Genomic DNA, 26,919 nt, shown 5'->3' with positions numbered 1-26,919 from the left:
AATAGGTACATAACTTCGCTGAGCTAACGTAGGAACGATACCGTGGGAGCAGCTCCCTGATTGAATCAACGGGAGTTTAAACGTAAAAAAAGCCCCCAAATAACCATTTGTTGTTAACGTTTATGTATGGGAATTCTCGAGGTGATATTCCATGAACATCGTCAGAAAAGCAATTGAAGCCGATCTATTAAGAGTAGTTGAGCTATCTGAATTATGGGTCTCTGAGTGCATCACCTACGGTTTGGGGACAAATACTGTAGAAATTCTAAGAAACTATATTGGGGATTATTTCTGGGTCGCAGAGGTTGACTCTGTAGTTGTAGGGTATATTACTGGTACAGTCCATGAAAGCGAAGGATTGGCTGTCATTGAGAAAGGCGAGCGTTATCTTGAGGTCGATGAGGTGTACGTTCATCCAGATTTTCGAAGCGAAAATATTGGACATTTGATGGTTGATAAGCTACTTAAAACAGCGGAAGACAATGGTATCACGCATTCTATGGTGTATTCAGCAAGTAAACAGTGGAAAAAGATCGTTGGGTTTTACGAAAAGCATGGATTTAAAATGTGGTTTGTTCAAATGTACCGATAAAACGACACACGCTATTGCAGTAACAACAAACGATAGCGCAACACTTACAACACGAGGCTGCCGAGGAATAAACGGCAGCCTCGTTAAGCTAATTGGCAGTTTCTTCAGTAAATTGTGGTAATATATGGGTGAAGAATTATAAATATCAAGCGTTATGAATAATTCTAAAAGAGTATAAACCGGGTTCCTTTGCATACTTTTCTCACAGTCTTGAATACTCATCCGAAATACATTCCCAAATAATTTACATGGAGGTTTTGATATGTTTTTGAAGGACTTGATAACGGGCTTAGATGTAAAGAAGATTTACGGCAATACGGAAATAACTATTAGTGATATTGCCTATGATTCGAGAGAAGTAAAACCGGGATCCCTATTTGTATGCATCAAAGGTTTTTCTTTGGACGGTCACGATTTCATACCTTCCGCAATTCAGAACGGTGCAAAAGCTCTTCTGGTCGAGAAAGAAATAAATGTCCCTGAAGGAATTACGGTGATTAGGGTGGCGGACACTCGATATGCGGTTGCATATATTTCGGATGTTTTCTTCGGCCATCCTTCAAGGCGGTTTGATATTATCGGCGTGACTGGGACTAAAGGTAAGACTACAACGACATATATGATAAAATCCATACTTGAAGCTGCGAGACAAAAGGTGGGACTAATCGGTACACTTGGAACGCGTATTGGAGATGAAAAAATTCCAACGGAGAGAACAACTCCTGAAGCATATGACCTTCAGTATCTATTTTCTGAAATGGCGAATAAGAATGTCGATAGCGTGGTTATGGAAGTATCGTCCCAAGGCCTGGGCCTTCACAGAGTAAGTTGCTGCAATTTTGACATAGGAGTCTTCACAAACCTGTCCCAGGATCATATATCTCCAAACGAGCACAAGTCCATGGAGGAATATTTCAATGCAAAACTCAAGCTCTTTAGGATGTGTAGAAACGGAATAGTGAACATAGATCATCCATATGGAGAAGAAGTTAAAAAAAAGGCAGAGTGTAGGGTACTTACTTATGGGATTGAAAAAAACGCTGACATTAAGGCATTAAATATTGTGACCAATAAAAGCAGTGTTGAATTTGACCTCTTGAGCCCATGGGGTGAGAGAAGGATTAGAGTAAGTGTGCCAGGAAGGTTCAGCATATATAATGCTCTTGCAGCCATAGGCGCTTGTGGTATCTTGGGGGTTTCCACCAATGATATGGCAGAAGGCCTTGAAAAAATCAGTGTTCCCGGAAGGGCCGAGGTTATTTACTCAGGTAATGGTATTGCAGTTCTAGCAGATTACGCCCATACTCCGGACAGTCTTGAGAACATACTGAAAACGATTAAAGATAGTGCGGAAGGCAGGGTGGTATGTTTGTTCGGTTGTGGAGGCGACAGGGATAAAACAAAAAGGCCGCTGATGGGAGAAATCTCAGGAAGGGTCGCAGATTTTACCATAATCACTTCTGACAATCCCCGTACAGAAGAGCCTTTCGCTATTATCAGGGATATTGAAGAAGGTATAAAAAAGACGGGTTGCGAGTATATAACAATTGCAGACCGCAGGGAGGCTATCAAGTACTCAATCACGAACGCGAAACCCAGGGATATAATAATCCTAGCAGGCAAAGGCCATGAGACTTCTCAGATCTTCAAGGATAAAACAATTCACTTTGATGAGCGAGAAGTTGTTAAAGAAATTATTGATGAGTTGGGTATTTAGTTAAAACTATTCTACATCCCCCAAAAAAACTGAGGGCATACAGTATTAGTAGTCTGGGTATCAAATTTATAGCTATCGGGAGACGATTGCGTAAATAGAGACGGAAGGCAACCGGAAAGAACGATCGGTTGCCTTTTCTCAACTAAATGGCAGATTTGTTCAACAATGCGGTTAGATAAAACGAAGGTAATACGATAATGAGCAAATAGTATGTTTATATCGGGTTCGGGGAATTACAGGCTTCGAAAGATCGCTTATTCAACGATAAATCCATGGTTGCTTAACGGGAAAAGATAGTTCCGCGACGACAGAGGGCTGAAGTGATCTACCGCCGTTTCCATACTAACGAAGGTTAATTTCAATATATGGTAATATATAGGCAGTTGTAAAAAGTTGAGATCCAGTTTAATAACAAAGATCGGCAAAGGAGCGCTGTGACATGAGCCAATTTGTGAGATCCGACATCCTGGCGGTCCTGGATGCGGAGCGCCGGGCGATGGGCTTGCCGTCTCCCAGCGGTGACGTAGTCGTAGAGCGTACCGAGGGGGGATCGGAGTGTAGGATCGTGTTCGCCAGTTGTCCAACGGAGGAGATCGATGAACTGATCCGCCGGGAGCGGGACGCCGCTGTAGCCGGTGGCTATAGGCTAGAGTGGAAGTACTACGGCCACGACACGCCCGTAGACCTGCCCGAGCGGCTCGTCGCCGCCGGGTTCGAGGCCGACGACGAGGAGGAGGTGCTGGTTCTGCCGCTGGACGAGGCATCGCTGTCCACCTTTGGTGACATCGATAGGTACGATATCAGAATCGTCCGGGACGAGCGCGACCTGGCCGACTACGCCGAGGTGTCCCGCGAGATTGGCAGGCGAAACGTGGAGGAAGAGCGGCGCGCGCTGGCTCTGAAGTTGAAGGAGAGTCTGAATGAAATGAGCATCCACATCGCCTACGTGGACGGCGAGCCCGTCGCCTGTGGGAGAGTCTACTTCCGAACCGCTGGGTCATACGCCGAACTGACCGGGGGCCGCACCAAGACTACACACCGGCGACAAGGCCATTTTACCGCGCTGGTCGCCTCGAGGCTGCAGGAAGCCCGTGACCGCGGTCGGACGCATGCTTTCGTCGACGCGCTGCCAACTTCCGCGCCGATCCTGCGCAAGCAAGGCTTCCAGTTCGTGACGCGGACGCGGCCATTCGTATTGGAACAACCGCAGAAGTGAGCGGAGCTTTTTTGCCGGGTACGTTCAACTACAGCTGATGATCCATAAATCAACTATATAGAAAACTAAAGCAAAACATAGAAAAAGTAAGCTCGTTCCACTTGGATTTGAGCTTATTTTTTCAGTGTTCCACGGAAGGTAAATCAGCCGCCAGGATCCATTGATTGCGCTTTTTCGCTATAAGGGCTTGAGCGGCTGTTTTTAAGTACTATGTAAACTTGTTGAAGGACAAAGTATGAGTAGCAGCCTTTTAAACATCTCAAACGTCAAATTTAGAGAGGGTAAGTTTGGGAGGTAATAAAAAAAGGATTTTTTATGGTAATAGCAGGGATTTTTGCGTTGATGGGAGCATTTATGTGTTTAACTTCTTTTATGGGAAACCTTGTCACACATACAAGATTCGAAGACTTTGCTACTAACATTGGCATTAAGATTAACAAAAAATCCCCACCGCTTCCGAATGTCACTTCAGGGGAACAACAAATTACAGTAATCCAAGGTAGTTATTGTTGGGATAAATTGGGGTGTGCAGATCACTTTGAGAATTATTTTAATGTTCCGGAAGAAAAAGGTATTTATTACTATGGGGTTTCAGCATTCTGGAAAAGTAGTGATGGAAAATATTCGGAAGGTGATACATCTTCGGCTTTTGTTGTGGAGGTTAAATGAAATTCTAGTTAAAGCCGCAGCCTACTATTTGAGTCCAATAATGGGTGCTAGGTTAACAATTCAAGCGATGATGTGAGGTTGCTGGCAAAGTTTTATCATGATGATGAAAATATATCGAACTCAGCTCAGCTATATCTGGACTACTACCTGCTTACTATTTTATTAATTTTAACCTTGGGGAAAATCAGCAAAGTGAAGAAATCAAGGTTTGTAATCAAAGAAAAGATTAAAGCGATAAGGCTTGTAGACCGTTAATAATTCTGCGTCCGACTTCGCAAGATATTCTGGAGAGGAGTATGAATCCATTGATAAGGGCTTACTGGAGGTATTTTCTATATATCCTAAACCACAAACTTAATGTTCTGATTGAATGTTGGAAGGAGGGTTTGTATATCGAGGGTATTATTCATGATTTATCTAAATTCTCACCAGCTGAGTTCTTTCCCTACGCAAAAAAATTTTATTCTGGAAAACCCTTAAATCAAGAGGACGAGCTAAATTGGAAATACGCATGGCTTCGCCACCAGCGTAAAAATAAGCACCATTGGGAGTATTGGGTGATTAACCCCAATACAAAGGAGGCATTGCCCATGCCAAAGAAGTATGTAGTCGAGATGGTGTGTGATTGGCGTTCCTTTTCAAGAAAATGGGGGAGAAAAGTAAAAGAGTCTAATCTAAACCTCGTTGATAAAATAGTGGTTCATCCTGAAACGAAAAGAGAGCTGGAACTACTGACATCCACTCAACGGAGTTCATAGAGCTAGCGGAGAACGATTGCGCAATAGCGAGGGAGCAGATCGCCGCGTGGCAGCTGCCCTCGTTCGCGTTATGCTAAATGGCTGGATGGGAAGGAAATATTTTGCATTATATAGAATTAAATGATTAGATACGATTCATCCTCGGGTTGTATCGTTCTGATTTACTAGACGCTAATCTCTGGAGGGTTATATGGATACATTTAGTGAATTTGTAGAAGTTCAAATTTGTAGAATTCATGCTGTTTCACTCATTGGTTTTCATGGGAAAAGCATGGATGAGGAGAGGGAATTGTTCAACCGGCTTAATAATAGAGTTGACGAGATTGAAGCCAAAAAAAGTACCCAATACCTTGTAGTTTCTGGAAAAGTGCCGGCTCCTTTTATAGCGGTTGAGGTGTCAGAGACAGCGAATGTTCCGGAAGGAATGGCCACTTTTTCCATTCCAGAAGGTGAGTATGTAAAGTTTAAATTTAATAAAGAACATGTTGGTCTATTCTGGGCTAACATATGTACCGATGAGAATCAGGCGAAGTATAACATCGACCTTTCCAAACCTAGATTCGAACTTTTTACTCCGGACATGCCTACAGATATTGTTGAGTGGTACATCCCTATCAGTTAAGCTCTCGGGAAACTCCGGATGAGGATCATCTTGGTATTGAGTGGATTTAAATATCAAGTCTTGAAGAGTATAGAAAAGCTGCCGCCAGAATGATCGGTAGCTTTATTACGTTAGGGGGCAGCGGGAGTTTAACGGAATAACAAAAACAGGAAACTTTCATCTTATCGACGTATTACATACAACATAACGCACATTCACCTTTGAAAGGAATGATTACCCATTACTGAGATTAAAAAGTACAGGGCATCTTCACTTTGTATAATCTGGAGAACTGATTCAATTTTACTGGAACAGTTTCCGGAAGAGGATGGAGTAATTACGTTCCGTCCAGTTGGTGGAACCATTGAATATGGCGAGGATAGTATGTCTACTGTGATTCGTGAAGTAAAAGAAGAAATCAACCAAGACATTATTGACCCCAAACTACTAGGAATTATTGAAAATATATATCCTTGTTATGGGGAATTTGGACATGAGTTTGACTTTATTTACGAAGCAAGATTGTCCAACAAGACAGTTTATGACTATGATGCTATTCAAGGTGTTGAGGGCGATACCAAATTTGTTGCAGTTTGGAAGAAGATATCCGATTTTAAGGATAACCCAAACTATAAGCTTGTTCCAGACGGTTTGTACGAGATGTTATCGAACGAAGGAAAGTCTGAATGCGTTCATCATATAAAACACATTAATACGAAGGATATATTAAAGTTTTAGGATACACAACAGCTGAAAACCTCCTGTTGTGCAGCGTTTTTTTTCGCGCTGCATGGATGGACGGGAAACGATAAATGAATCACCACGACGGCAGCCGGTTGCCATTGAAGTAACGAGGTTCTAGCTTAATCGTTTGTCTTCATCCATTAAAATAACTAGCATCCTGGGATAAAATGTTAATATTTATATACATTTGTAAGGGTGTTAAGAACTTAATGTGGGGGCGATTACTTGATACAAATAGCAAATACATCTGAGGATGTAGAGTACATAATTGAAGCACATCGAAGAATCTACACAGATGAACTCCAATATGATTTTGACTTCGTCAATTTTATTGCAGATGCTATATCTGAATTCTTAAATAATCGTTGTGAGGGAATGGATAACATTTGGCTATTAAAGATTGAAAATGACCCTAAAGGGTCAATTGTCATTATGAAATATGAAGAAGATACAGCTCAGCTGAGATGGTTTTTAATAGAATCAGAATACAGAAATATGGGCTATGGGAAGCCCATGCTACAGCGTGCTATCCAATTTTTTAGTGATGCAGGATACAAGAAAGTGTTTCTTTGGACTAATAGTTCATTAAAAGCAGCAAGGGTATTATATCAGTTGGTTGGTTTTGAAAAGTCAAAAGTAGAACAAGAAAACTGTTGAACCAAGAGCTTATTGAGGAGAAGTGGGAGTTGCTTTTATAAGTAACCCATTAACCTAACTGAGAACAAGAGCTCAATAAGACAACACCACGAAGCTGCCGCGCATGAAGCGGCGGCTTCACTCAATAACCCTCTGTTATGGCAGGGGCAAAACCAGCTTGGATTCGCACTGACCAAAGTCCGTGATCGCCTGTATCGTGGGTAATCTTAAGGGTCGAGTATACAACATGACGGGGCTGCTAGCGGGGACGCTTAGCGGTCCGTTCCAACGGGCAGCATTCAATAGCTATTGTTTTTATGCTCTAGATAATGGTAAGATTTTGTACGAACGTGCGTTTGTTTCTTTACATCGCAACGGATAGGGGGAATAGGTGTGGTTGAAATCATTGAAAAAGAGCAATTTGTGGTTACTGGAAAATTAGGAAAGGGGTTTGCCAAAGCTCCTCAATGGATACCATCATTAAATCTCGTCATCCATCATCATGTAAAGGCTTCCGCTTGTTTCTTTAAGGAGCAGATGTGTACATGATCCAATTGACGATCCGCCAGGCACGGCAATATTTGCTATTGAAGCACGGGTTGCTGGGCGAATATCATTTTACCGGAAAGCAGGGAGTATTGGATTTTGTGCGGCAGGTCGGCTGTATTCAATACGATCCCATCGATGTTTGCGGAAAAAACGCCGAACTGGTGCTGCAGTCGCGAGTCAAAGGATTTACTAAGAACATGCTCGCCGAGCTGCTGTATAAAGATAGAATCCTTGTCGATTATCCTGACAAGAATTTGGCCATTATCCCTGTCGAGGACTGGCCGTATTTTGATAGGTACAGGCAGGCCGCCCGACAACATGCGAAGCGCTATCCCGAAATGGAAGCGTTGATCGAACAAGTACGAGCTCACATCCAAAATCACGGTGCGCTAAGTTCAGATGATCTAAAATTGGATGGAAATTTCGCTTGGCGATCGGCCATCCACTGGAGCAGCGGAAACAATTCGTCCCGGTCGGTGCTGGAGCAGATGTACTCGACAGGCGAGTTGATTATACATCACAAAAAAGGAACACGTAAATATTACGATATCGCGGCCAAATACATACAGCCAAATCTGCTGAATGCGGCGGAGCCGCTGGAGGGCGAGCTGGAGCATCACAAGTGGCGGGTACTGCGTCGAATCGGCGCTGTTGGTCTTTTATGGAATCGAGCATCCGATGCCTGGCTGAACATTTGGGGATTGAAAGCGGAGCAGCGCAACGAGGTTTTCCGCCAACTATTGCACGAAGCTCGCATTGTTGCTGTTGCCGTGGAACAAATGAAGGATATACTTTATTGCCGCTCGGAGGACTTGCCGATTATTGAGGCCGTTCTACAAAATCCAGCGCCGAAATGGCGCTGCGAGCTGATTGCCCCATTAGATAATTTCATATGGGACAGAAAACTGATCAACGAATTGTTTGGATTCGATTACACCTGGGAGATTTACACGCCTGCAATCAAACGGAAATTCGGCTATTATGTGTTGCCTCTAATCTACGGAGAAAGCTTCATCGGACGAGCCGAGGTAATCGCGGAGCGAAAAGCCGGGACGCTCGTTGTTAAAAACATCTGGTACGAGAAAGATATAAAGCCAACAGAGCAATTGCGAACAGCCTTGAACAATTGTTTTCAAAATTTTGCATTATTCAATGGATGCGAGACGATCTCGACAGAGTCTATGAACTGATATTTCCAGTTCTCCGGTAACAATCCCCGACAGGTAAGCCGACGCATCCGATAGCGCCGTTGAATGTGTACTTGTGTTTCAAATGGGGGGGTTCAAGCGCGGGCGAGTTCATTTCGTTACTACGATTAGATCATTGCGCTAACGGGAGTTCAACTACAGCTGATGAATCAACGATATAGAAAACTAAAGCAAGAAAAATAAGCTCGTTCCACCCTGATTCGAGCTTGTTTTTTTAGTGTTTCACGGAAGGTGCATTCGCCGCCAGGAGCGAATTTGGTCGAATCCATTGTTTGCGCTTTTTCTCTATAAGGGCTTGTGAGGCTGCCTTTAGCTGATATGTAAACTGTATACAGGGGTGATACTTTGAACATTTTATTTGTTTGTACCGATAACTATACTCGAAGCGTGATTGCGGAATTTTGCATGAAAAGTTACTTGAAAGAAACAAATAATACATCAGTAAATGTAGCATCAGCTGGTATAAGAGCTACCAGTGATATTAGCAAGTATTCAAACGTCCATTTTGGCATCATGAATGAAATGAAAATTAATACAACAGGTTTTAAGAGAACACAATTCAACGAATCTTGTTTTGAACAATATGATGTGGTTATAGGAATGAGTGAACTTCACAAAGAGTACGTTAAACATAATTTTAATAGAGATATACTACTGTTCAACGAAGTCCTTAATGGGCAAACCTCTCCAGTCAATATTGGACATCCTGATAGTCCAAATTTCTTAGACGACATGAAACAGTTAGTTATATTTTTCCATAAGGCAATGCCAATTGTATTGCGAAATCTGTCCTCGCAGTCTTAAACGGAGAACTATAGTTTAAAATGAGTTGATCGCACGGCAGCCTACTCTTTTGCGTCCAACAATAGGTGCTATGTAGGCGCAGGTAAGACTTTTTAAAAAAAATGCGCTTTTTGAATTTATGTGAAAGTACAACATTAACTGGCAATCCCAGGGATGGTCTCTGGCCGTTCGATGTCTAGTTGTAAAAGGGTCGAGCCGCTTGGTTACCTACCGAGTTCATGGGATTAGAGGAAATCGAAGAATTAACCAGAATATGTAATACGTAGCGAGTAGGAGGGATGAAGTTGGTAATAAAGGCTGTCTTTTTTGATTTGTTTGAGACACTAATCTCGGAATATGAAAATGGTAAAAGGAAGGCACTCAGATCCACTCACTTCGTGGAACAGCTTGGCATCGAATCGAAAGTATTTGATAAAGAGTGGAATGAGAGGCAAGAGAAAAGAATGGACGGTACTTACTCTGATTTTCCTTCGGTGTTAAGGGAAATTTTTACTTGCCTTGGTCACGAAGTATCAATTGAAATTATTAATGCAATACATATGGAACGAGTTAAGTCCAAATCTATACCTTTTAGCAGATTAGACGATGAAATTGTAGATATGTTGGAGCAAATAAAAGCATTGGGAATAAAAATCTGTCTAATTAGCAACTGTGCTTTTGAGGAAGTATCAGCTTGGGAGTCTTGCAAGTTAGCCAAATATTTCGATGATGTTATTTTTTCTTATGCAGTGAAAATGGCAAAACCTAATTCAGAAATTTATCAACTCGCCTGCAAAAGAATGGATGTCTCACCGTCGGAGTCATTATTTGTTGGTGACGGTGGATCGAATGAACTACAAGGCGCCGCCCAAGTTGGAATGGTGCCTTACCATGCTACTTGGTTTATTCCACCTTTTAAAAGTGAAAAAATTACGGATTTCCCCAAGCTAATAAAGCCATCGGAATTATTGACGTTATTAAGAGCGTAAGCAGATGGGGGACAATATGGACAAGGTATTACTTAAGGTAGCCGATTTGGTTAGTGGAATCGATAAAAGATTCATTATTGGAATTTCAGGCCATGGTGCATCTGGAAAGGCAACGTTTGCCCATAATCTTTTAGCCCTCTTGGGAAATAACAATGTAAATTATACCATACGGATCCCTATATTATCGGGTCTCCCCTTCGGAAGTACACTTTAATTCAATATGAATACAAAAATGAATATCATCAGGATAAAATGACAGCTTGTCATCCCGCTGCCCATAATATAGCCGCTTTAGAGAGAGACATTCATATTTGACGGGAAAACTGAACTATTGAGAAGAAGTATACGTGATGTAGCGGAAAGAGGAACGGAAATCGATTATTTAAGAAAATCTCACGAAGAACGACGAATTCAATATGAGATATTTATGCATCCTTATCATCGGAATTTTGATATCGTAATCAAAAATTCCAATGCCGACTATGTACTTGAAAAAGGTAACTGTGTCTAAGATGAGCAGCTCGCTGCGGCAATTGCTCAATGAAGCATAACTAGAAGACTGACATACTGTTGTCAGTATTAAACTTTTATAATGGCTTCAATTAACAGTATCCATTCAAAAAAGGAGATATTGGCTTTGAGCAAAAAGGTAGATTATAAAAAAGATTATAAGCAGCTATATGTGCCAAAAGCGGCGCCTGAAATTGTAGAAGTGCCGAGGATGCCATTCTTTATGGTCAGCGGCTCTGGGGATCCTAATGGCGAGGAATTCGCCAAAGCAACAGAAGCATTGTACAGTATGAGTTATGCGGTGCGGATGTCCTACAAAAGCGAACATGGACCCGCCGGATATTATGAGTATACGGTTTTTCCACTTGAGGGTGAATGGGACTTGCTTGATCGGTCAAAACCCGCGACGGACAAAAACAATTTTAAGTATACGATCATGATACGCCAGCCTGATTTTTTGACGGAAGAATGGTTCGAACGATTTTTGGAACAGACGAAAAGGAAAAAACAAAACCCGTTACTTGAGAAAGTTCGGTTTGAGCATGTGGAGGATGGATTGAGCTGCCAAATGATGCATATTGGAAGCTTTGATAATGAGCCGGAAAGCTTTGCGCAAATGGAGGCTTTTTGTGCAGAACATGGATTTATCCGGGCAAGCAAGATTCATCGAGAAATTTATTTATCGGATCCCCGTAAGACTGAATCTTCAAAGATGAAGACGGTGTTAAGATTTCCTGTAACCAGGAACGATAGTTAAAATATACATGAATCAGGAGAGATATTATGTTTAAAACCTTCATTATTATCATAGCAGCCATTGCGCATATTGCAGCTTCCGGAGGGAACGCCAATGAGTCAACTTATGAACAAACAGACATTATCGATAGCTATATTTATAAGCAAGAAACCTATAATGTAGGCTCCTTGGTTGATAAGCTGGATGCCCTTGGATATTACGATCAAATGAAAGATAAGAACCTGGATGATTTCAAAGAAAATGCTGCAGGGGAACAAAATATTTATGGCTGGGAAGAGACGGGACGGGTGTTTTTTGCGGATGCCGAGATGCTGGCAGAAGGGTTTCTGGTAGACTTTATTGAAGAGATTGCTCCTTATTTAGAGCGACAAGGCGTTAAATTTAAGGAGGTCCAGGATACGCTGAAAAGCAATGGTGATTACGTTCTGATTGTAAACGGAGAGGAACACCTTATCTTTACGGAAAAAGAGCAACGCGATGGCTTGGATTGGGAGCTTTCGACGGAACGCAGCTTTAAGATGATTAATCGCTATTTGAAACAACAGGGCTCCAGGGAGCAAATCTATGCACTTTATGGAGGCAATGATTTGACAGCTGTGTTTTTAACAGATGATATGTACGAAGCCATCATGTCTTATTCCGAAATGCCGGAGTATGAAAAACCGCAAAAATTTGCTCCTTAAGGGATGGTGTTCGGGGCACGAGCTCTTACTCTACAATTCAAAAAAGAACCTGGACAGTCGTACCAGGTTCTTTAATATTGCACATATACAGACACGATGATATAATCGGATTACGAATCACAATTTTGCAATAGTCATAAATATTGCATCTTACAATCTTATTGTACCATTCCGGCGACCCCTTGTCAAATGTTTTTTCTCATTTTAATGGTTAGGAGAGATGTAGAATGAATTCTTTGGTTCTCGATTTTCAGGAAATGGAAAAAACGCAGCTTTTGCTCGTTGGCGGAAAGGGGTTACATTTAGGGGAATTATCAAAAATCGATGGAATACAAGTACCTGAAGGTTTTTGTGTTACAACAGTGGGATTTCAAAAGGCCATCGAACAAAACGAAACGTATCATGCTTTGTTGGATCAACTAACCACGCTAAAAGCTGAAGATCGAGATCAAATTGCTGAAATCAGCAGGAAGCTTCGACAAATTCTTATGGATGTAGAAATTCCTTCCGATGTTGTGAAAGCAGTTAGTCATTATCTCTCCCAGTTCGGCGAGGAACATGCTTATGCGGTGCGTTCTAGTGCAACAGCTGAAGATTTACCCCATGCCTCGTTCGCCGGTCAACAAGACACCTATTTAAACATTATCGGCAAAGAAGCGATCTTGCAGCATATCAGCAAGTGTTGGGCTTCCCTCTTTACGGATCGAGCGGTAATCTACCGTATGCAAAATGGATTTGATCACCGTCAAGTTTATTTATCCGTTATCATCCAAAGGATGGTTTTTCCACAGGCTTCAGGGATTTTATTTACCGCTGATCCGATTACTTCCAACCGAAAGCTATTATCAATCGACGCCAGTTTTGGACTTGGTGAAGCACTGGTCTCTGGCTTGGTGTCTGCCGATGGTTATAAAGTACAGGGAGGGGAAATCGTCGATAAGAGGATAGCAAGCAAAAAATTGGCTATCTATGGACGTAGAGAAGGCGGAACAGAGACACTGCAGATCGATCCTGGTCAGCAAAAGACTCAAACACTGAGTGATGAACAAATTTTACAACTGGCAAGCATCGGAAAACGAATCGAAGCTCATTTTGGTTGCCCGCAAGATATCGAATGGTGCTTGGCCCAAGATACATTTTATATTGTCCAGAGTCGTCCCATCACAACTTTATACCCCATCCCTGAAGCCGGCGATCAAGAAAATCACGTCTATATCTCTGTTGGTCATCAACAAATGATGACGGATCCCATAAAACCACTGGGATTGTCTTTTTACCTGTTAATTACTCCTGCTCCCATGCGTAAAGCCGGTGGAAGGTTGTTTGTTGATATCACACGTATGCTGGCTTCGCCTGTCGGCCGGGAATCTTTATTAACCCTCGGGCAATCCGATCCGCTCATAAAAGACGCACTCACGACCATAATAGAGCGAGACTTTATAAAATTGATACCAAATGATCAAACGGCACCGATTCCCAGCAGAAGCAATCAGCATACACTGTCACCATTCGAAAACGATCCGGCAATCGTCTCTGAATTAATTAAGAGGAGTCAAACATCCATAGAAGAGTTAAAGCAAAGCATCCAAGGGAAATCAGGATCGGATTTGTTTGATTTTATTCTGGAAGATATCCAGCAATTAAAGAAGATTTTATTTGACCCCCAAAGCTCGCGTGTGTTTATGGCTGCTATGGATGCTTCAAAATGGATTAATGAAAAAATGAACGAGTGGTTAGGCGAAAAAAACGCAGCAGACACGCTTTCTCAATCCGTCCCAAACAATATTACTTCGGAAATGGGACTCGCGCTAATGGATGTCGCGGATGTGATTCGGCCTTATCCGGAAGTAGTTGCTTATTTACAGCATGTAAAAGATGACAACTTCTTGGATGAACTGGTTAAGTTTGATGGGGGAAGGGAAGCCCGTGACGCTATATATGCTTATCTCGGCAAATACGGAATGCGGTGTGCCGGAGAAATCGATATTACGAAAACTCGTTGGAGTGAAAAACCAATTACACTTGTCCCCATGATTCTGGGCAACATTAAGAGCTTTGAGCCTAATGCCGGCAAACGAAAATTTGAGCAAGGGCGCCGGGAAGCTTTGGAAAAAGAACAAGAGTTGTTGGATCGATTGAAGCAATTGCCGGACGGTGAACAAAAAGCAAAAGAAACCAAACGAATGATCGACCTGATCCGGAATTTCATCGGTTATCGTGAATATCCGAAATATGGGTATATCAGCCGCTATTTCGTTTATAAGCTGGCTTTGCTGAAAGAAGCTGAACAGCTCGTACAAGCGGGCGTTATTCATGAAAAAGAAGATATCTACTTTCTCACTTTTGATGAACTTCACGAAGTCGTACGTACAAAAAAACTGGATTACCAGATCATCAGCAAACGAAAAGACGAGTACAAATTATATGAAAAACTCACTCCACCACGCGTTATCACGTCTGATGGTGAAATCATTGCAGGTGAGTACAAACGAGAAAATTTGCCGGCTAATGCGATTGTAGGTCTACCTGTTTCTTCCGGAGTGGTTGAAGGAAGAGCGCGGGTCATTTTAAGCATGGAAAATGCCGATCTGGAAGATGGAGATATATTGGTCACCTCCTTTACTGACCCCGGCTGGACACCATTATTTGTATCCATAAAAGGTCTAGTCACCGAGGTTGGCGGACTGATGACCCATGGAGCAGTGATCGCCCGTGAATATGGATTGCCGGCAATTGTCGGGGTGGAAAATGCCACCAAATTGATAAAAGACGGGCAACGAATTCGCGTGCATGGGACAGAAGGATATATCGAAATATTGTAGTACGGTGGCGGGGATGGGGCCATGGCGAGAGGTGCAGAGCCTGCGAACAGGACCTGCACCTCATGAACCCCCCGGCTGCTTACAAGCCGGCATCCGGCTGGATCCATAGATCCCCGTTCCAGCTGTGAATACGATACCACCGGTGTCCTTCAGAATCATTCCACTGCTCGAAAGCTTCTACCTTCTGCGGGCTGAGTTGACCGAAAATAGGGTACGACGTCTTGGGGAACAAATGCAATTCGGTCGGTTTCGTGAGCTCGAGGGTCTCATTAATCTTCTTCGAACCTAAAGGCTGGGCGTAGGCCGGCTGGATCCAGAAGGTATCACCATTCTCGCCGCGAACGTGGTAGGCACCATTCTCCGTCCTTTCTAAAGCGAACACTTTCTGCGGGGGAATGAATCTCGCATCCGATGGCCGCTGAAGGCGGTGAGCCGTATCGTATTCCTCCATATAAAGCGTTTCCGTCGGCAGCATCATCTCCTGATTCAGAACCTCTACATTGACCAGCATATAAGGATTGGAGACGAGCCATTGATCGCCGATCCAAGAGGTTTCAATCCGGTAGCTGTTGGTCAAATAAGAGTAGGAGGAATCAAATATCGCATTCGCATGAACCACCTGAGGGGTAAGAACGGCGTCCGTTTTGGAAGACGAAACAGGTTGGCTGTACAGCTGTGCCGGCCCCAATAGAAGAATATAGGAATCGATAGGCTTGATGACCCCCATCTTCTCCTTCTCCAAGTGCATCCACAGCTCCCCAAGCCAAGTGGTCTTGACTCGAACCCACACTTTCTCACCGGACTCCTTGGTATACCACTCGTTCTCCGCTTCGACGGTCTCCACATCCTGGGGACTGAGCACCGCCCAAGGCTCCACGGATTCATCCTGCTCGGGATAAAGCGGCGTATCCTCCAGAAGCGAAATAACGGGCGGGATGCTCGGCGGCTCAAACTTACGCGGACCAAAGGCGTGGGAGGAAGTCGTAGGATAAACGAGGGTCGCAAGAAAGCTCGCCAGCCAAACAGACATCAGTAAGACTCGAGCCCAGCGTCTCCAAACCACAGTTCTCACAATACAATTCTCCTTTGCTCGAGAGGATTTTAACTTATTAGACGCGCAAAAGAGATCGGAGTTTCTTAAGACGGAAATTAATTACGATGCGCTTACTGCGAAAATGGCCGTGGCGGTATCCAGTGTGTTGAAATCCCTTGTCCGAATCGCTATGATCAGGGAAAAGGGAGATGCAATACCTCGCGGCGTCGGCTCGAAGTGGAACCGTTTTATAAATATGTTTTTTATTCAAGGGGGTAAAGCATGGATTATACTTCACCGGAAGAAACGGCGTTAAAGGTGAAACGGTGGCCAAAAGCTACCATAGCGGCGGGTTATCGTCATACCGTCGGGCTTACATCGGACGGCACCGTGACGGCTGTGGGTGATAATAAATATGGCCAATGTGATGTAAGCGGCTGGCGCGATATGGTGGCGGTTGCGGCGGGTAATGCTCATACGGGTAATGCTCATACCATCGGGCTTACATCGGTCGGCACGGTGTCGGCTGTGGGTTGGAATAAGTATGACCAATGCGATGTAAGCGGTTGGCGAGATATTGTAGCGATAGCAGCAGGTTGGCGTCGTACCGTCGGGATTAAATCGGATGGCACGGTGGTGGCTGTGGGTCGAAATAATGAAGGCCAATGCAATGTAAGTGAATGGCGTGATATAGTGGCGGTAGCGGCAGGTGACTGGCATACCATCGGGCTTAAATCAGACGGCACGGTGGTTGCTGTAGGTAATAATCGGTATGGACAATGCAATGTAAGCGGCTGGCACGACATAGTAGAGGTAGCGGCGGGGTACCTTCATACCGTCGGGCTTACATCGGACGGAACGGTAACGGCTGTGGGTTGGAATAAGCGTGACCAGTGCGATGTAAGCGGCTGGCGCGGTATTGTTGCGATATCGGCGGGTAGTAATCATACTATCGGCCTTAGATCGGACGGTACTGTGGCGGCAGTGGGTTGGAACGAGCATGGCCAATGCGATGTTGGTGGCTGGCGCGATATTGTGGCGGTAGCGGCAGGTTGCGCTCATACTCTCGGGCTTACATCGGACGGCACAGTGGTTGCAGTGGGTGATAATAAGAATAGCCAATGCGATGTAAGCGGTTGGCGTGGCATCCAATTGCCGGGTAAATAGTTTTCTTTTAAACGTTGGCTTGTGGATTAATACCCAGATTCAATATAGACAGGAATTTTTGGATTTTTGTGGAATATCAATAAAGCAATTGTTTTGTAAAGGGGGCTTAGTTCATGACAGCTGATCGTAATTATTTATTGGAGGCATTTATTGAAGCTGAAAAAGCCAGAGATGAAGGTACCTATCCTATCGGAGCCGTTATTGTGGATTCTGACGGTATGATTATTAGCAGGGGACATAACAGGGTCTTCTCGGAATCAGATACAACAGCGCATGCTGAGGTTGATGCTATAAGAAATGCCGGACCAAGCATGCTGGATATTGAGAATAAGAAATTCCTGAAAAAGGGCTATACATTATACACAACATGTGAACCTTGCCCCATGTGCAGCTGCACTATTCTGTTATCTTTTAATGGGGCTTGAATGCCCCTGACGGGGTCCAAAGAATGAGAAGTTTGAAAACGTACCGTGGCGGATGCATTATCTTGAGATTTATGTTATGTTTTCATTGAGGTCCGCTGACGGCCAGTATACGTTTACTCCAAATTGTTAATCATTTTACCATAGACCCATATGATAATGGAGTGATCAATTGAGTAAAGCGAAGGGGAAAGGCGGCACGGGCAGGGGGACCGATAAAAAGGGCTGGAACCGATGGCAGGCCAGCACCAACCGAGCCATGAACAGGCCCAAGCCGTATAAGAGCAAGGGGACGAAGAATCAGGATGGTGCCGCAGCTACCGGTGTGGATAAAGGCAACACCTAACGAGCACAAGTACAATTAGAGGTAGAATAGGATGGGATCAATATGATAGATCAAGACTTGGAAAACACCGAAGCTGCACAATGGGAGAGAATAAAGGCAGCGGCTAATCGAACGTCAAATTGGAGAGAGCGACTGGAAGCAGTGGACAAGCTGGGGGAGCTGGATAGCGATCAGGCTATTCGTCTACTACAACACAGACTGATTAATGATTCGGTCTATCGGGTGCAGGAGGCTGCGTACCGTAAGCTAAGGGCGCTAGGCGAAGATGTTCAAATGCCCGCGAAAAAACATCGCGAATCCATGAAAGATTTGTCCAAGATTCTGCTGCGAATCAAAAAAAGCTTGCCCGAGGATCACTCCTATGAGGAATTTAAAGAGAAATTCAAAAAGATGAGACTCGACGTTTATGATACATACGAAGGGAACAAGGGTGATGAGTTTGACTCGTGGCTCAAAGGAGTGTGGGCTACGCTCGGAACGAAACGGAGTTAGTAAGTCTCCTAAGATGTAATTTAATTAGGCGGTTCTCAAAGCGCAGGTATGCGCCAGGGGGATCGTCTATTTTCGTTGGGACAGATTAGATTTACTGAAGTTATGGCACATTTATTTGAAGATCATTTACATGGAAGTGTTCTTTAAGTATTGATATTCACGAAATAGATGGTACGAAAGCGAATCCTCGAAGGTGGGATATAAATGGTTGGCAAAATAATTGGTGGTTGGATGGTCATTACATCAAGCTATTTTCTTACGCTGTATGCGATGTTTACATTATATTGGATCATCTTTAAAGAGCCCGTAGACCATAATTGGAACATATCTGGTGCTTTTATTGGCGCACCTTTGTTGATCATTCCATATCTCGTAGCTGGTCTTTATACTAAGAAAGTTTTTGACAAAAAACGTACTGGTGCGCTATGGGTTAGTATTATTCCTGTCATCAGCGAACGATTGTTGATATATCTAATTGGTTATTTACTGGTGCTTGGGGGCGGTGACGGATCGATGGATGGAGTAACAACTATGATGTTCATACGCGGTGAAGCAGCGCCTTATTATACGTATACCTATATTATCTGTGGTATTATAAGTGTTTTGATTTGCGTTATTGCTGCATCTAATAAACCTAAGAAGCATTTTTAGTAATACGACATTCTCCCCCAAATCGCTTTTCCCGCGCATGAAATCGCTGTGGGCACTTGCATCGACCCAATACGAGCAAAGGTTGAAGCGAAATGATATGGCACCTTGTTCCAATAAATGGTATCATGTGTCTTGCTTTACATTTGTATGAATAGTCTCTAAAGAAAGGGGATTTGGCTAAAAATGAATGAACAAAGTGCAAAAAATAAGATAGCTTGGGAACATAGAGCGTACGAATTTTGGAACAGACGAGATGGTTCACCTAAGGAAAAGGCAGAACAGATATTGGAAAATCCCAAAGCACAGCTAAAGAAACATAAGCAATACTTTGAACAGATTACAGGGAAAAAGATTGCTAATCTTTGCGGATCAAATGGAAGGAAAGCAGTCCCATTAGCACTGTTAGGTGCAGATGTAACAGTATTTGATATATCGGAAGAAAATAAAAAATATGCCCTAGAGCTCGCTGATTCTGCCAAGGTATCTATTCAATATATTGTTACTGATATTTACGATATAGACTTAGAAAAGTATAGTGGTCATTTTGACATGCTATACTTGGAAGGGGGAATATTACACTATTTCAATGATATCGAAAGATTCATGTCTATTCTTTTTTCATTACTTAAAGATAATGGGGTAATGGTTCTAAGTGACTTTCATCCTTTAAGAAGGTGTATCGTTTCTAACTCTAAAATCCAATATCAAGTCCAACAAAGTTACTTTGACGAAGAATTGCATAATGGAGATGTAGCATATAAACATTATTTCGACGAAAGTGAACAAAAAGACTTTCCAGATGTTTCGATTAGGCTTTATACCCTTAGCGAAATAATAAATTCGGTTATTACATCTGGTTTTAAGTTAATGAAGTTTGAAGAGCATCGTGGTTGGAAAAATGAAAACATACCATGGGAATTTACAATTTTGGCTAATAAATAAAAAGAGAAATTGTATACAAAGAAACCCTCCATTACCGGGGAGTGGATTGCTGTATATATGCTGAAACTAGGAAGCAGTTTGTCACGGGCAACTGCTCCTAGTTTTTTTGGTTGTTATTAGAACTACCCTGGGAACGATAAAGCAATAACCAGGGTCAGTCCGTCATGGGAAGCTGATCCTTGGTCGCGTTGAAAGGGCAGTGTAATTTCAAGTGTTGACATATATTTCTAGCTATATTAGAATCTATAAAAATACATTAACATGTATAAATATACGTAGGCGGTGAATAAGTTGAGTAATCACGTCTTATCGTTAAAGGAATTTGATAAAGATTCATTGCTTTCAATAATTAAGAATGGCATTGAGGTCAAGCAGAATCCATATCTTTTTTACCAAGCATGTGCTAACAAGGGGCTATTAATGCTCTTTCAAAAGACTTCAACAAGAACCAATTTGTCTTTCCAGTCTGGAATTAATCAAATGGGAGGTTATGCTGTAACCATGGACTGGGATTCCAGTAATTTTAGCCTCTCACCTATCAAATATGAGGCTCGTTATGCATCTAGAAACTGTGATGTTATTATGGCTCGATTAAAAAAACATTCCGATTTAATTGAACTAGCCACACACTCTAGTGTTCCAGTAATAAATGGTTGTTGTAATAAATACCATCCCTGTCAGGCATTAGCTGATTTAATGACGGTTTACGAAGTAAAGGGCACTTTTTCAGGTGTGACAATAACGTATGTTGGGATTCACAACAATGTAGCAAATTCATTAATAGAAGGTTGTATATCACTAGGGATTAAGCTTTTATTGATAACCCCTATCGTAAATGAAGACTCCTGGGATGAAGAATTAATGAAAAAAGCATATATGAGCGGGTATGTTGAAAAAGTGAATACTCTATCCGATGCAGTAAGCAGAACTGATTTTTTATACACTGATACGTGGGTAGATATGGAGTATTTCTATGATATGAGTTATCAAGAAGAGAAAAGCAGAAGGATACAATTAATGATGCCTTTTCAAATTAATAGAATGAATTTAGGTGATGACTCCCCTTATATAATGCATGATATGCCTATTCATCCTGGATATGAAATTGAAGATGATTTGATTGAATCGCATAACTCCATTATTTATCAGCAAGCTGAAAATAGAATGCATGTTCAGAAAAGTCTTTTATTGTATTTATTGCAATAATCTTGAGGTAATATGCCTGAAATTTATAAAGTTCCAGGTAATAAGGACCAATGATGGATCGTCGGAAAGGTGGCTATATTCGAAAATAAATTTATTAGAACCCTTAAACCAAATTAAGGTTTAAATGCATTACTAACGATAATGAGAATGAGGGAAACGACTGATGACTAAATCTGGAATAGTTTTGGTTGCTAGCGTATCTGTGTTATGTGTAAACAAAGTTTTGCTAATAAAAGAAAACAAACCACCTGTCAGGGACAAATGGAATTTTCCGGGTGGACGAATAGAGCAGGATGAAGATATTCTTGATGCGGCGCGCAGAGAAGTAAAGGAAGAAACCGGATATGATGTGGATATTCGCGGGGCAAATGTCTTTAAACAAATTATCGAGAACATTATGAATGGAAAGATTCATTCATTATCTCTATACAACCCCAAACTAGGATTGTAGCATTACGCTGCCCCCTGATCGCATAAAAGCTCTACCCCGAAAATGACTCTTAGCACAGATCCAAAATGGCAGCACGAAACTAAGCCCAGCTTTTATGTTTTTTTAAAACTGTGCTTTAACGAGATTTGTGAGACATTGGAACGTCAAGAGGCATCTTAGGCATGTTTACCGGCACTTTCATTCTGCCTGGGAACGAGCCCTGCCATGAACAGAGATGAGTGGCCGTAGGGAAGCGTGAACCAACGTCCGTTCCGACCTCGGATAAGATTTGTTCCGCCGTACGTCGGCCAATTCCGGGAATGGTGTCTAACCGCACAATGTCTTGATGAAAGGGTCGAGCCGTTTGGCTACCTACAGATCCAACTCGAGAATTTGTTCATTCAGAAAATCGACATGGGTTAGCATGGTTTTCAGCATGATAGCTGAATATGCTACCAGGACAAAGCTGCCAGCACACATTATAACGAAATCAAGGTCGCTGAATAAGCTTCAATGTGAGACATTAGTACTCCAATGCTCAGGAAAAATAGGCACATATTTCCATATGAGTGGCTTACTTCTTCGTGTGAACGGCCGTATAATGGAAGCTGACCATCTATTATTGAGTCTGGGAGGTACGAATCATGCGTAATGTGAACGCACCATTTCGGGCAAGAATCGGACTGCTGGACGACGGACCGCTTACATTCGACCAGTTGAACACTGTACTCGAACGAACGGCTTTCGCGGTCCCTTTTGAAAATTTAGCAATCATTGAATCCAGAACACAGACCATCTCAAAGGAGCAGCTCTTGGACAAAATTACGGTTCAAGGTGAAGGAGGCCTATGCTATGAATTAAATACATTGTTTTACTTCTTCATGCTGGACAACGAACTGGATGCCCGGCTGGTCAGCGGCGTGGTATATAATCACGAGAAGCAGCGTTACCCGGCCACCGGACGTACGCATGTTACGATTCTGTTCCGGCATGAGAATCGGACTTACCTCATCGATACGGGCTTCGGCAGTAATCTGCCGCTACGACCTGTGCCGTTATCAGGCGAGCCTGTCTCCTCTTCAAATGGGGACTTTCGAATTGTCCCGGCGTACGGGGAGCATGCCGGGCTTGGTGATTACGTCCTGGAGATGAAACTGAAGCATAAGCATAGCGAGTGGATGACCGGCTACGTATTCGATACCGCGAAGACTATTACCGACGATACCCAGCTGAATGCGATTCAGCGCATAATCGCCGAGCATTCCGACTCGCCTTTCAACAAGAAACCGCTTGTCACGAAGGTCACAGAGCGCGGAACGATCACGTTGACCCCCTCCTTCTTCACGGAGTGGTGTGACGGCGTCATGACCAAAACCCCGGTAGACGAGTCTAGTTACAGGGAACTTCTATGGCGGCATTTCGGGATGCGTAGACCTCGGTAAAATGATGCGTTGGGTGCACTTTGGTGTGGAGGGGCTTGTCGCGATGCAGACCTCTTTTCATTGAAGTAACGGGCAGCATTCATTTTAATATTATTAAAAAAAGGATGCATGGTGATCAGGAGGAATGTATGGAACAACCAGTGGTTATTGAAGAGTACAACGAAAAATGGCCTTTCGAATACCAACAGGAAGAAAGAAAAATTAAGGATGCATTGGCTAATAAAGCAATTGCTATAGAACATATTGGGAGCACTTCCGTTCAGGGCCTGGGGGCCAAACCGATCATTGATTTCATGGTCGGAGTACGTGATTTAAACGAAGTAGAAGAATTTATTGAACCGTTAGCGAAAATAGGCTATGAACATGTGTACCATAAAGAATTCCCTACTAGAAGATTCTTTAGAAAAGGTCAAAGGAGAGCAGGAACGCACCACCTGCATATATACAATTATGGAAGCGAGGAGTGGAAAAACAATATTTTATTTAGGGATTATTTAAGAACCCATCCCGAGGTTTTAAAGCAATACAATCAATTGAAAAAAGAACTCGCGGAAAAATATCTTAACGATAGAGTTGCTTATACTAATGCAAAAAATCCATTCATCTCTGATGTGATTCAAAAGGCCAAATGGAGTGAGTAGAATAAAATCGTGGTTTGTTCCTCTAATGGAAAACGATAGTTTAACTACAGCTGATGGATCCAGAAATCAACGATATAGAAAACTAAAGCAAATCAAAGATTAAATAAGCTCGTTCCAGCCGGATTCGAGCTTGTTTTTTCAGTGTTCCACGGAAGGAACATCTGCCGCCAGGAGCGAATTTGGCCGAATTCATTGTTTTCGATGTTTCTCTATAAGTGCTTGTGCGGCTGCTTATAGTGAATATGTGAACTCTTACGTCGACTAGCAGTCTAATGTATATTAAAGGGGTGTTCCACGTGGCCGAAATGTCCATACGGATTTGTTCTGACGAAGATCTGGACCTTCTTTCTTTGCTAAACAAGCAACTTATCGAAGATGAGAATCATGACAATCCAATGAATCTCGAACAGTTGAAAGATAGAATGAGGGGGTTTATCAATACGGATTATAAAGCCTATGCATTTGAAGTTACGGGTGAAACCATTGGCTATGCTTTGGTGAACCATACAAGGAAGCCATTATATTTAAGACAGTTTTTTATCTGTAGAAACCGCAGAAGGCATGGGTATGGCAAATTAGGTTTTGATAAGTTGCTCGAAGTATTGAACACGAATAACATAGATATCGAGGTTATGTATTGGAATCATTCTGGATATGCATTTTGGAAATCGCTTGGATTTAAAGAGAGAAGCATTTATATGAGACATCAAGAGTGAACGAATTAGTAAGCTGCCGGGCAAAAAACAACACTCGGAAATCGAGTATCACATAAACGAATTTGAATCGGGGTACATCATGGAGGATAAGATCGCGGAGCTTCTGCTTCAGTACGGCATCGCCCATCCTGAAATCTCGTTGCTAAGGCACAATGAAAATCGGACGTATAAAGTGACCGATAGGTCAGACAGTAACACCTACCTTCTTCGCGTGCACGAACCGATAACCGTGAATATGGCCGGCATACAACATACAAGGCAAGGAGTTGAATCCGAGCTGAAGCTGTTGGAGGCGATTGCTCGTGGGACGGACCTCGCTATACAGGCCCCTGTAGTAAGCCGGTCTAGACAACTCGTAACTGAGATTGAAATTGATGGGCAAAGTATATACTGCTCACTGCTCCGCTGGATCGATGGCCGCAATATGACTAAGGAGGACTTGTCGACCCCTGATGCCGCATACAGATTGGGCGCTCAGGTAGCGAACCTCCAGGCGTTTTTCGCTACTTATGATAAGGTTATTCCTTCGGATCGGCCGGACTACGGTATTCGCAGAATCGAAAGGATGCTCACCCAAATTCGGCGCGGCGTCGAACTTGAATTGTTTTCTGATAAAAATTTCGATGTGGTAGAGCAAACGCTTAATCTTATCGTTGATCGGTTGAAGGCCCAATGTCCTGAGACGGTGAAGCAGGGTATAATCCACGCGGATTTGAACATGGGTAACATAATTGTTACGCCGCTAGGAAGGTACGTTTTTATCGATTACTGCTTATTCGGTTCTGGTTATCGCTTATTTGACGTAGCAATGACAGCTTTAAATGCCCCAAAGGAAACCCGAGAGCATGTCGTCAAAGGGTACTATGGCAAGGAGCCTCCAAAAGAGGAAATTTATCCCGTAATTGAAGGTTTCATGCTTACCGCGGTATTAGGATATTACGCTTTTGTTATGGAGAACGAAGCTGTCCATTCGTGGATTCGGGAAAGGATGCCGCAGTTTTGCGATAACCGGTGTGGCCCCTTCCTCAAAGACAAAAGTATATTCCTCAGCTTTTGAATGGTGAGATAAGACTATCTCCAATTGCAAAGTATGACCAGGACGGTCTACAAATAATTCGATTATTGAAATAAACCCAGATGCCATCTTTATCGCTGAGACACTGGATTTAGAGCGGCAGTATAGGAGAAGTAGAGGTCCTCTACATGGCATTCCGATTCTCGTCAAGGATAATATCGAAACTGGTGATAAAATGAACAAGTTCTTGAAAAACGGAAAAATATTTCTAATTATCATCATCATTAGTATCGTAATTTTTGAAGCTATATTCCATCAGCATGGTTCAATAAATAAGCGGATTGCAGCAGAACTTCAGGATTATAATAGCAATTTTCAAGAGGTACTCTATTCGCAGTTAGTCGACAATAGCATTTTTACATTTTATCAGGTTTATAATAATGAACTCGCGTTCGGTGTCTTGGAGGATGGCGCTTTCGGATTAAACGTGAAAGGGGGAAGCGATAATGTTCCCTTGGTTTCGGATGGGGCTCTTACGTGGGTCGCTACAAGTAATCCAAATGTGGAGCTAAGTCTTATTTACGGCGCTATCTTAAATCCTGAAATCACACAGATCATAGTCATAAGTGAGAAAAGTAAAGCGGCAACCATTATTGAGAGTAAAGGAGTTAGGTTCTGGTTCTTGGTATTGGATTCCCCTTTCCATTCTCCAGTTACGGTGAAAGCGACAAATCAAGAAGGGGCAATTTTGTACGAATATGGAGACCCCGAATATTGGAATGCGCATTGAGTTTAGCCAACAGGAGGTCACAGGGCAGTTCGATTACCCAGGCCATTACTTTTACGGGTTGGAAGTAACAGTAAGACCAAACAAAAAACTTGCCTCGCTCATGGAAATGGACAATAAGAGCAGCTTCAGGAAGATGGTCTATAGGGGTGGAGGTTCGAGCGGAGCAATTCCGGCAGGGCAAGTCTCTTCGTTCTATGTAGAGTATCAAATTAAAGAAGGTGTTGATTTTGACCAAGTAAAGGCAAATGCGTGTGATGGGAGTACTTTACTGGTCCTTAACGGTTTAAAAGTAATTGAAGAAATACCCCTAGTTAGTTTTGCTAAGTCAAATTAGTGAACTTGGGAACAACCAACACGGAAACAGGCTGCCAAGATCATCACCAGGCAGCCTT

General features: G+C 42.8%; 31 protein-coding genes and 2 pseudogenes. 31 read left to right on the top strand and 2 right to left on the bottom strand.

What is annotated here, in order from left to right; translation table 11 throughout:
* The first annotated feature begins 151 nt into the window (after positions 1-151).
* The 16 genes and pseudogenes from RAC89_RS28580 (at position 152) to ppsA (ending at position 15,234) form a co-directional block, all read left to right on the top strand.
* The gene (locus RAC89_RS28580) at positions 152-592 is read left to right on the top strand and encodes a GNAT family N-acetyltransferase (protein WP_306617089.1); all 441 of its coding nucleotides are present in this window, start codon (positions 152-154) and stop codon (positions 590-592) included.
* Positions 593-854: 262 nt separating this feature from the next.
* Positions 855-2,309: a UDP-N-acetylmuramoyl-L-alanyl-D-glutamate--2,6-diaminopimelate ligase gene (locus tag RAC89_RS28575; protein ID WP_306617088.1), complete on the top strand. Its 1,455-nt coding sequence runs from the start codon at positions 855-857 to the stop codon at positions 2,307-2,309.
* Between the two features lie 439 nt (positions 2,310-2,748).
* Positions 2,749-3,525, top strand: coding sequence for a GNAT family N-acetyltransferase (locus RAC89_RS28570; protein WP_306617087.1), 777 nt, complete (start codon positions 2,749-2,751; stop codon positions 3,523-3,525).
* A 315-nt stretch (positions 3,526-3,840) separates the two neighbouring features.
* Positions 3,841-4,194, top strand: a complete 354-nt coding sequence (locus RAC89_RS28565; protein ID WP_306617086.1) for a hypothetical protein — start codon at positions 3,841-3,843, stop codon at positions 4,192-4,194.
* Positions 4,195-4,490: 296 nt separating this feature from the next.
* Positions 4,491-4,952 (top strand): DUF5662 family protein, encoded by a 462-nt coding sequence (locus RAC89_RS28560; RefSeq protein WP_306617085.1) that lies wholly within the window; start codon positions 4,491-4,493, stop codon positions 4,950-4,952.
* A 190-nt stretch (positions 4,953-5,142) separates the two neighbouring features.
* The gene (locus RAC89_RS28555) at positions 5,143-5,574 is read left to right on the top strand and encodes a GyrI-like domain-containing protein (protein WP_306617084.1); all 432 of its coding nucleotides are present in this window, start codon (positions 5,143-5,145) and stop codon (positions 5,572-5,574) included.
* Between the two features lie 219 nt (positions 5,575-5,793).
* Entirely contained in the window at positions 5,794-6,291 is a 498-nt protein-coding gene (locus RAC89_RS28550) for an NUDIX hydrolase (RefSeq protein ID WP_306617837.1), read from the top strand.
* Positions 6,292-6,522: 231 nt separating this feature from the next.
* Positions 6,523-6,954 carry a GNAT family N-acetyltransferase gene (locus RAC89_RS28545; protein ID WP_306617083.1) on the top strand — a complete coding sequence of 144 codons (432 nt, stop codon included), beginning with the start codon at positions 6,523-6,525 and terminating at the stop codon, positions 6,952-6,954.
* Between the two features lie 372 nt (positions 6,955-7,326).
* Positions 7,327-7,482 carry a hypothetical protein gene (locus RAC89_RS28540; RefSeq protein WP_306617082.1) on the top strand — a complete coding sequence of 52 codons (156 nt, stop codon included), beginning with the start codon at positions 7,327-7,329 and terminating at the stop codon, positions 7,480-7,482.
* Complete coding sequence (locus tag RAC89_RS28535) at positions 7,479-8,672, top strand: winged helix-turn-helix domain-containing protein (protein WP_306617081.1); 1,194 nt, start codon at positions 7,479-7,481, stop codon at positions 8,670-8,672. The genes RAC89_RS28540 and RAC89_RS28535 overlap by 4 nt, the downstream gene beginning before the upstream one ends.
* Positions 8,673-9,035: 363 nt before the next feature.
* Complete coding sequence (locus RAC89_RS28530; protein WP_306617080.1) at positions 9,036-9,494, top strand: arsenate reductase/protein-tyrosine-phosphatase family protein; 459 nt, start codon at positions 9,036-9,038, stop codon at positions 9,492-9,494.
* A gap of 284 nt (positions 9,495-9,778) precedes the next feature.
* The gene (locus RAC89_RS28525) at positions 9,779-10,462 is read left to right on the top strand and encodes an HAD family hydrolase (protein WP_306617079.1); all 684 of its coding nucleotides are present in this window, start codon (positions 9,779-9,781) and stop codon (positions 10,460-10,462) included.
* Positions 10,463-10,478: 16 nt separating this feature from the next.
* Positions 10,479-10,973: pseudogene (locus RAC89_RS28520) on the top strand (phosphoribulokinase).
* Between the two features lie 126 nt (positions 10,974-11,099).
* Entirely contained in the window at positions 11,100-11,729 is a 630-nt protein-coding gene (locus tag RAC89_RS28515; protein ID WP_306617078.1) for a GyrI-like domain-containing protein, read from the top strand.
* A gap of 26 nt (positions 11,730-11,755) precedes the next feature.
* A complete protein-coding gene (locus RAC89_RS28510; protein ID WP_306617077.1) occupies positions 11,756-12,412 on the top strand; it encodes a hypothetical protein in 657 nt (218 codons plus the stop codon).
* 227 nt (positions 12,413-12,639) lie between these two features.
* Positions 12,640-15,234 (top strand): phosphoenolpyruvate synthase, encoded by a 2,595-nt coding sequence (gene ppsA / locus RAC89_RS28505; protein ID WP_306617076.1) that lies wholly within the window; start codon positions 12,640-12,642, stop codon positions 15,232-15,234.
* Positions 15,235-15,313: 79 nt separating this feature from the next.
* On the opposite strand, the gene RAC89_RS28500 is transcribed toward ppsA, so the two are convergent.
* Complete coding sequence (locus RAC89_RS28500) at positions 15,314-16,306, bottom strand: SH3 domain-containing protein (protein WP_306617075.1); 993 nt, start codon at positions 16,304-16,306, stop codon at positions 15,314-15,316.
* 243 nt (positions 16,307-16,549) lie between these two features.
* On the opposite strand from RAC89_RS28500, the gene RAC89_RS28495 reads away from it, so the two are divergent.
* The 8 genes from RAC89_RS28495 to RAC89_RS28460 all read left to right on the top strand — a co-directional run bounded on the left by RAC89_RS28495 (position 16,550) and on the right by RAC89_RS28460 (position 21,944).
* Positions 16,550-17,434, top strand: a complete 885-nt coding sequence (locus tag RAC89_RS28495) for an RCC1 domain-containing protein (RefSeq protein ID WP_306617074.1) — start codon at positions 16,550-16,552, stop codon at positions 17,432-17,434.
* 113 nt (positions 17,435-17,547) lie between these two features.
* Positions 17,548-17,859 (top strand): nucleoside deaminase, encoded by a 312-nt coding sequence (locus tag RAC89_RS28490; protein WP_306617073.1) that lies wholly within the window; start codon positions 17,548-17,550, stop codon positions 17,857-17,859.
* A gap of 169 nt (positions 17,860-18,028) precedes the next feature.
* Complete coding sequence (locus RAC89_RS28485; protein WP_306617072.1) at positions 18,029-18,202, top strand: DUF3934 family protein; 174 nt, start codon at positions 18,029-18,031, stop codon at positions 18,200-18,202.
* Positions 18,203-18,244: 42 nt separating this feature from the next.
* Positions 18,245-18,694 (top strand): HEAT repeat domain-containing protein, encoded by a 450-nt coding sequence (locus RAC89_RS28480; protein ID WP_306617071.1) that lies wholly within the window; start codon positions 18,245-18,247, stop codon positions 18,692-18,694.
* A gap of 204 nt (positions 18,695-18,898) precedes the next feature.
* Positions 18,899-19,345 carry a hypothetical protein gene (locus RAC89_RS28475; protein ID WP_306617070.1) on the top strand — a complete coding sequence of 149 codons (447 nt, stop codon included), beginning with the start codon at positions 18,899-18,901 and terminating at the stop codon, positions 19,343-19,345.
* A 183-nt stretch (positions 19,346-19,528) separates the two neighbouring features.
* On the top strand, positions 19,529-20,287 hold the full coding sequence (locus RAC89_RS28470) for a class I SAM-dependent methyltransferase (RefSeq protein ID WP_306617069.1): 759 nt from the start codon (positions 19,529-19,531) through the stop codon (positions 20,285-20,287).
* 291 nt (positions 20,288-20,578) lie between these two features.
* A complete protein-coding gene (locus tag RAC89_RS28465; protein WP_306617068.1) occupies positions 20,579-21,493 on the top strand; it encodes an ornithine carbamoyltransferase in 915 nt (304 codons plus the stop codon).
* Positions 21,494-21,656: 163 nt separating this feature from the next.
* Positions 21,657-21,944, top strand: coding sequence for an NUDIX domain-containing protein (locus RAC89_RS28460; protein ID WP_306617067.1), 288 nt, complete (start codon positions 21,657-21,659; stop codon positions 21,942-21,944).
* A 115-nt stretch (positions 21,945-22,059) separates the two neighbouring features.
* Here the strand turns inward: RAC89_RS28460 and RAC89_RS28455 are convergent, their stop codons facing one another.
* Positions 22,060-22,260: a transposase gene (locus RAC89_RS28455; RefSeq protein ID WP_306617066.1), complete on the bottom strand. Its 201-nt coding sequence runs from the start codon at positions 22,258-22,260 to the stop codon at positions 22,060-22,062.
* Between the two features lie 307 nt (positions 22,261-22,567).
* On the opposite strand from RAC89_RS28455, the gene RAC89_RS28450 reads away from it, so the two are divergent.
* The 7 genes and pseudogenes from RAC89_RS28450 to RAC89_RS28420 all read left to right on the top strand — a co-directional run bounded on the left by RAC89_RS28450 (position 22,568) and on the right by RAC89_RS28420 (position 26,861).
* Positions 22,568-23,365, top strand: a complete 798-nt coding sequence (locus RAC89_RS28450; protein WP_306617065.1) for an arylamine N-acetyltransferase family protein — start codon at positions 22,568-22,570, stop codon at positions 23,363-23,365.
* Between the two features lie 128 nt (positions 23,366-23,493).
* On the top strand, positions 23,494-24,006 hold the full coding sequence (locus RAC89_RS28445) for a GrpB family protein (protein WP_306617064.1): 513 nt from the start codon (positions 23,494-23,496) through the stop codon (positions 24,004-24,006).
* A 305-nt stretch (positions 24,007-24,311) separates the two neighbouring features.
* Positions 24,312-24,722: a GNAT family N-acetyltransferase gene (locus RAC89_RS28440; RefSeq protein ID WP_306617836.1), complete on the top strand. Its 411-nt coding sequence runs from the start codon at positions 24,312-24,314 to the stop codon at positions 24,720-24,722.
* Positions 24,723-24,801: 79 nt separating this feature from the next.
* The gene (locus tag RAC89_RS28435) at positions 24,802-25,779 is read left to right on the top strand and encodes a phosphotransferase enzyme family protein (RefSeq protein WP_306617063.1); all 978 of its coding nucleotides are present in this window, start codon (positions 24,802-24,804) and stop codon (positions 25,777-25,779) included.
* Positions 25,734-25,978, top strand: a pseudogene (locus tag RAC89_RS28430) (amidase family protein); the annotation flags it as partial. The gene RAC89_RS28435 and the pseudogene RAC89_RS28430, both read left to right, overlap by 46 nt.
* A 6-nt stretch (positions 25,979-25,984) precedes the next feature.
* On the top strand, positions 25,985-26,527 hold the full coding sequence (locus RAC89_RS28425; protein WP_306617919.1) for a hypothetical protein: 543 nt from the start codon (positions 25,985-25,987) through the stop codon (positions 26,525-26,527).
* Positions 26,517-26,861 carry a hypothetical protein gene (locus RAC89_RS28420; protein WP_306617062.1) on the top strand — a complete coding sequence of 115 codons (345 nt, stop codon included), beginning with the start codon at positions 26,517-26,519 and terminating at the stop codon, positions 26,859-26,861. Before RAC89_RS28425 ends, RAC89_RS28420 begins: the two co-directional genes overlap by 11 nt.
* The last annotated feature ends 58 nt before the right edge of the window (positions 26,862-26,919 follow it).

The organism is Paenibacillus sp. GD4 (assembly GCF_030846225.1).
In the GTDB taxonomy this organism is placed as follows: domain Bacteria; phylum Bacillota; class Bacilli; order Paenibacillales; family NBRC-103111; genus Paenibacillus_G; species Paenibacillus_G silviterrae.
Note: the sequence above shows the minus strand (reverse complement) of the source record. Positions and strands in the feature narration are given on the sequence as shown.

Coding starts and splice junctions, on each gene's coding strand:
- RAC89_RS28580 (WP_306617089.1), top strand. CDS start 152: ATGAACATCGTCAGAAAAGCAATTGAAGCCGATCTATTAAGAGTAGTT.
- RAC89_RS28575 (WP_306617088.1), top strand. CDS start 855: ATGTTTTTGAAGGACTTGATAACGGGCTTAGATGTAAAGAAGATTTAC.
- RAC89_RS28570 (WP_306617087.1), top strand. CDS start 2,749: ATGAGCCAATTTGTGAGATCCGACATCCTGGCGGTCCTGGATGCGGAG.
- RAC89_RS28565 (WP_306617086.1), top strand. CDS start 3,841: ATGGTAATAGCAGGGATTTTTGCGTTGATGGGAGCATTTATGTGTTTA.
- RAC89_RS28560 (WP_306617085.1), top strand. CDS start 4,491: ATGAATCCATTGATAAGGGCTTACTGGAGGTATTTTCTATATATCCTA.
- RAC89_RS28555 (WP_306617084.1), top strand. CDS start 5,143: ATGGATACATTTAGTGAATTTGTAGAAGTTCAAATTTGTAGAATTCAT.
- RAC89_RS28535 (WP_306617081.1), top strand. CDS start 7,479: ATGATCCAATTGACGATCCGCCAGGCACGGCAATATTTGCTATTGAAG.
- RAC89_RS28510 (WP_306617077.1), top strand. CDS start 11,756: ATGTTTAAAACCTTCATTATTATCATAGCAGCCATTGCGCATATTGCA.
- ppsA (WP_306617076.1), top strand. CDS start 12,640: ATGAATTCTTTGGTTCTCGATTTTCAGGAAATGGAAAAAACGCAGCTT.
- RAC89_RS28495 (WP_306617074.1), top strand. CDS start 16,550: ATGGATTATACTTCACCGGAAGAAACGGCGTTAAAGGTGAAACGGTGG.
- RAC89_RS28490 (WP_306617073.1), top strand. CDS start 17,548: ATGACAGCTGATCGTAATTATTTATTGGAGGCATTTATTGAAGCTGAA.
- RAC89_RS28480 (WP_306617071.1), top strand. CDS start 18,245: ATGATAGATCAAGACTTGGAAAACACCGAAGCTGCACAATGGGAGAGA.
- RAC89_RS28475 (WP_306617070.1), top strand. CDS start 18,899: ATGGTTGGCAAAATAATTGGTGGTTGGATGGTCATTACATCAAGCTAT.
- RAC89_RS28470 (WP_306617069.1), top strand. CDS start 19,529: ATGAATGAACAAAGTGCAAAAAATAAGATAGCTTGGGAACATAGAGCG.
- RAC89_RS28460 (WP_306617067.1), top strand. CDS start 21,657: ATGACTAAATCTGGAATAGTTTTGGTTGCTAGCGTATCTGTGTTATGT.
- RAC89_RS28450 (WP_306617065.1), top strand. CDS start 22,568: ATGCGTAATGTGAACGCACCATTTCGGGCAAGAATCGGACTGCTGGAC.
- RAC89_RS28445 (WP_306617064.1), top strand. CDS start 23,494: ATGGAACAACCAGTGGTTATTGAAGAGTACAACGAAAAATGGCCTTTC.
- RAC89_RS28440 (WP_306617836.1), top strand. CDS start 24,312: ATGTCCATACGGATTTGTTCTGACGAAGATCTGGACCTTCTTTCTTTG.
- RAC89_RS28435 (WP_306617063.1), top strand. CDS start 24,802: ATGGAGGATAAGATCGCGGAGCTTCTGCTTCAGTACGGCATCGCCCAT.
- RAC89_RS28420 (WP_306617062.1), top strand. CDS start 26,517: ATGCGCATTGAGTTTAGCCAACAGGAGGTCACAGGGCAGTTCGATTAC.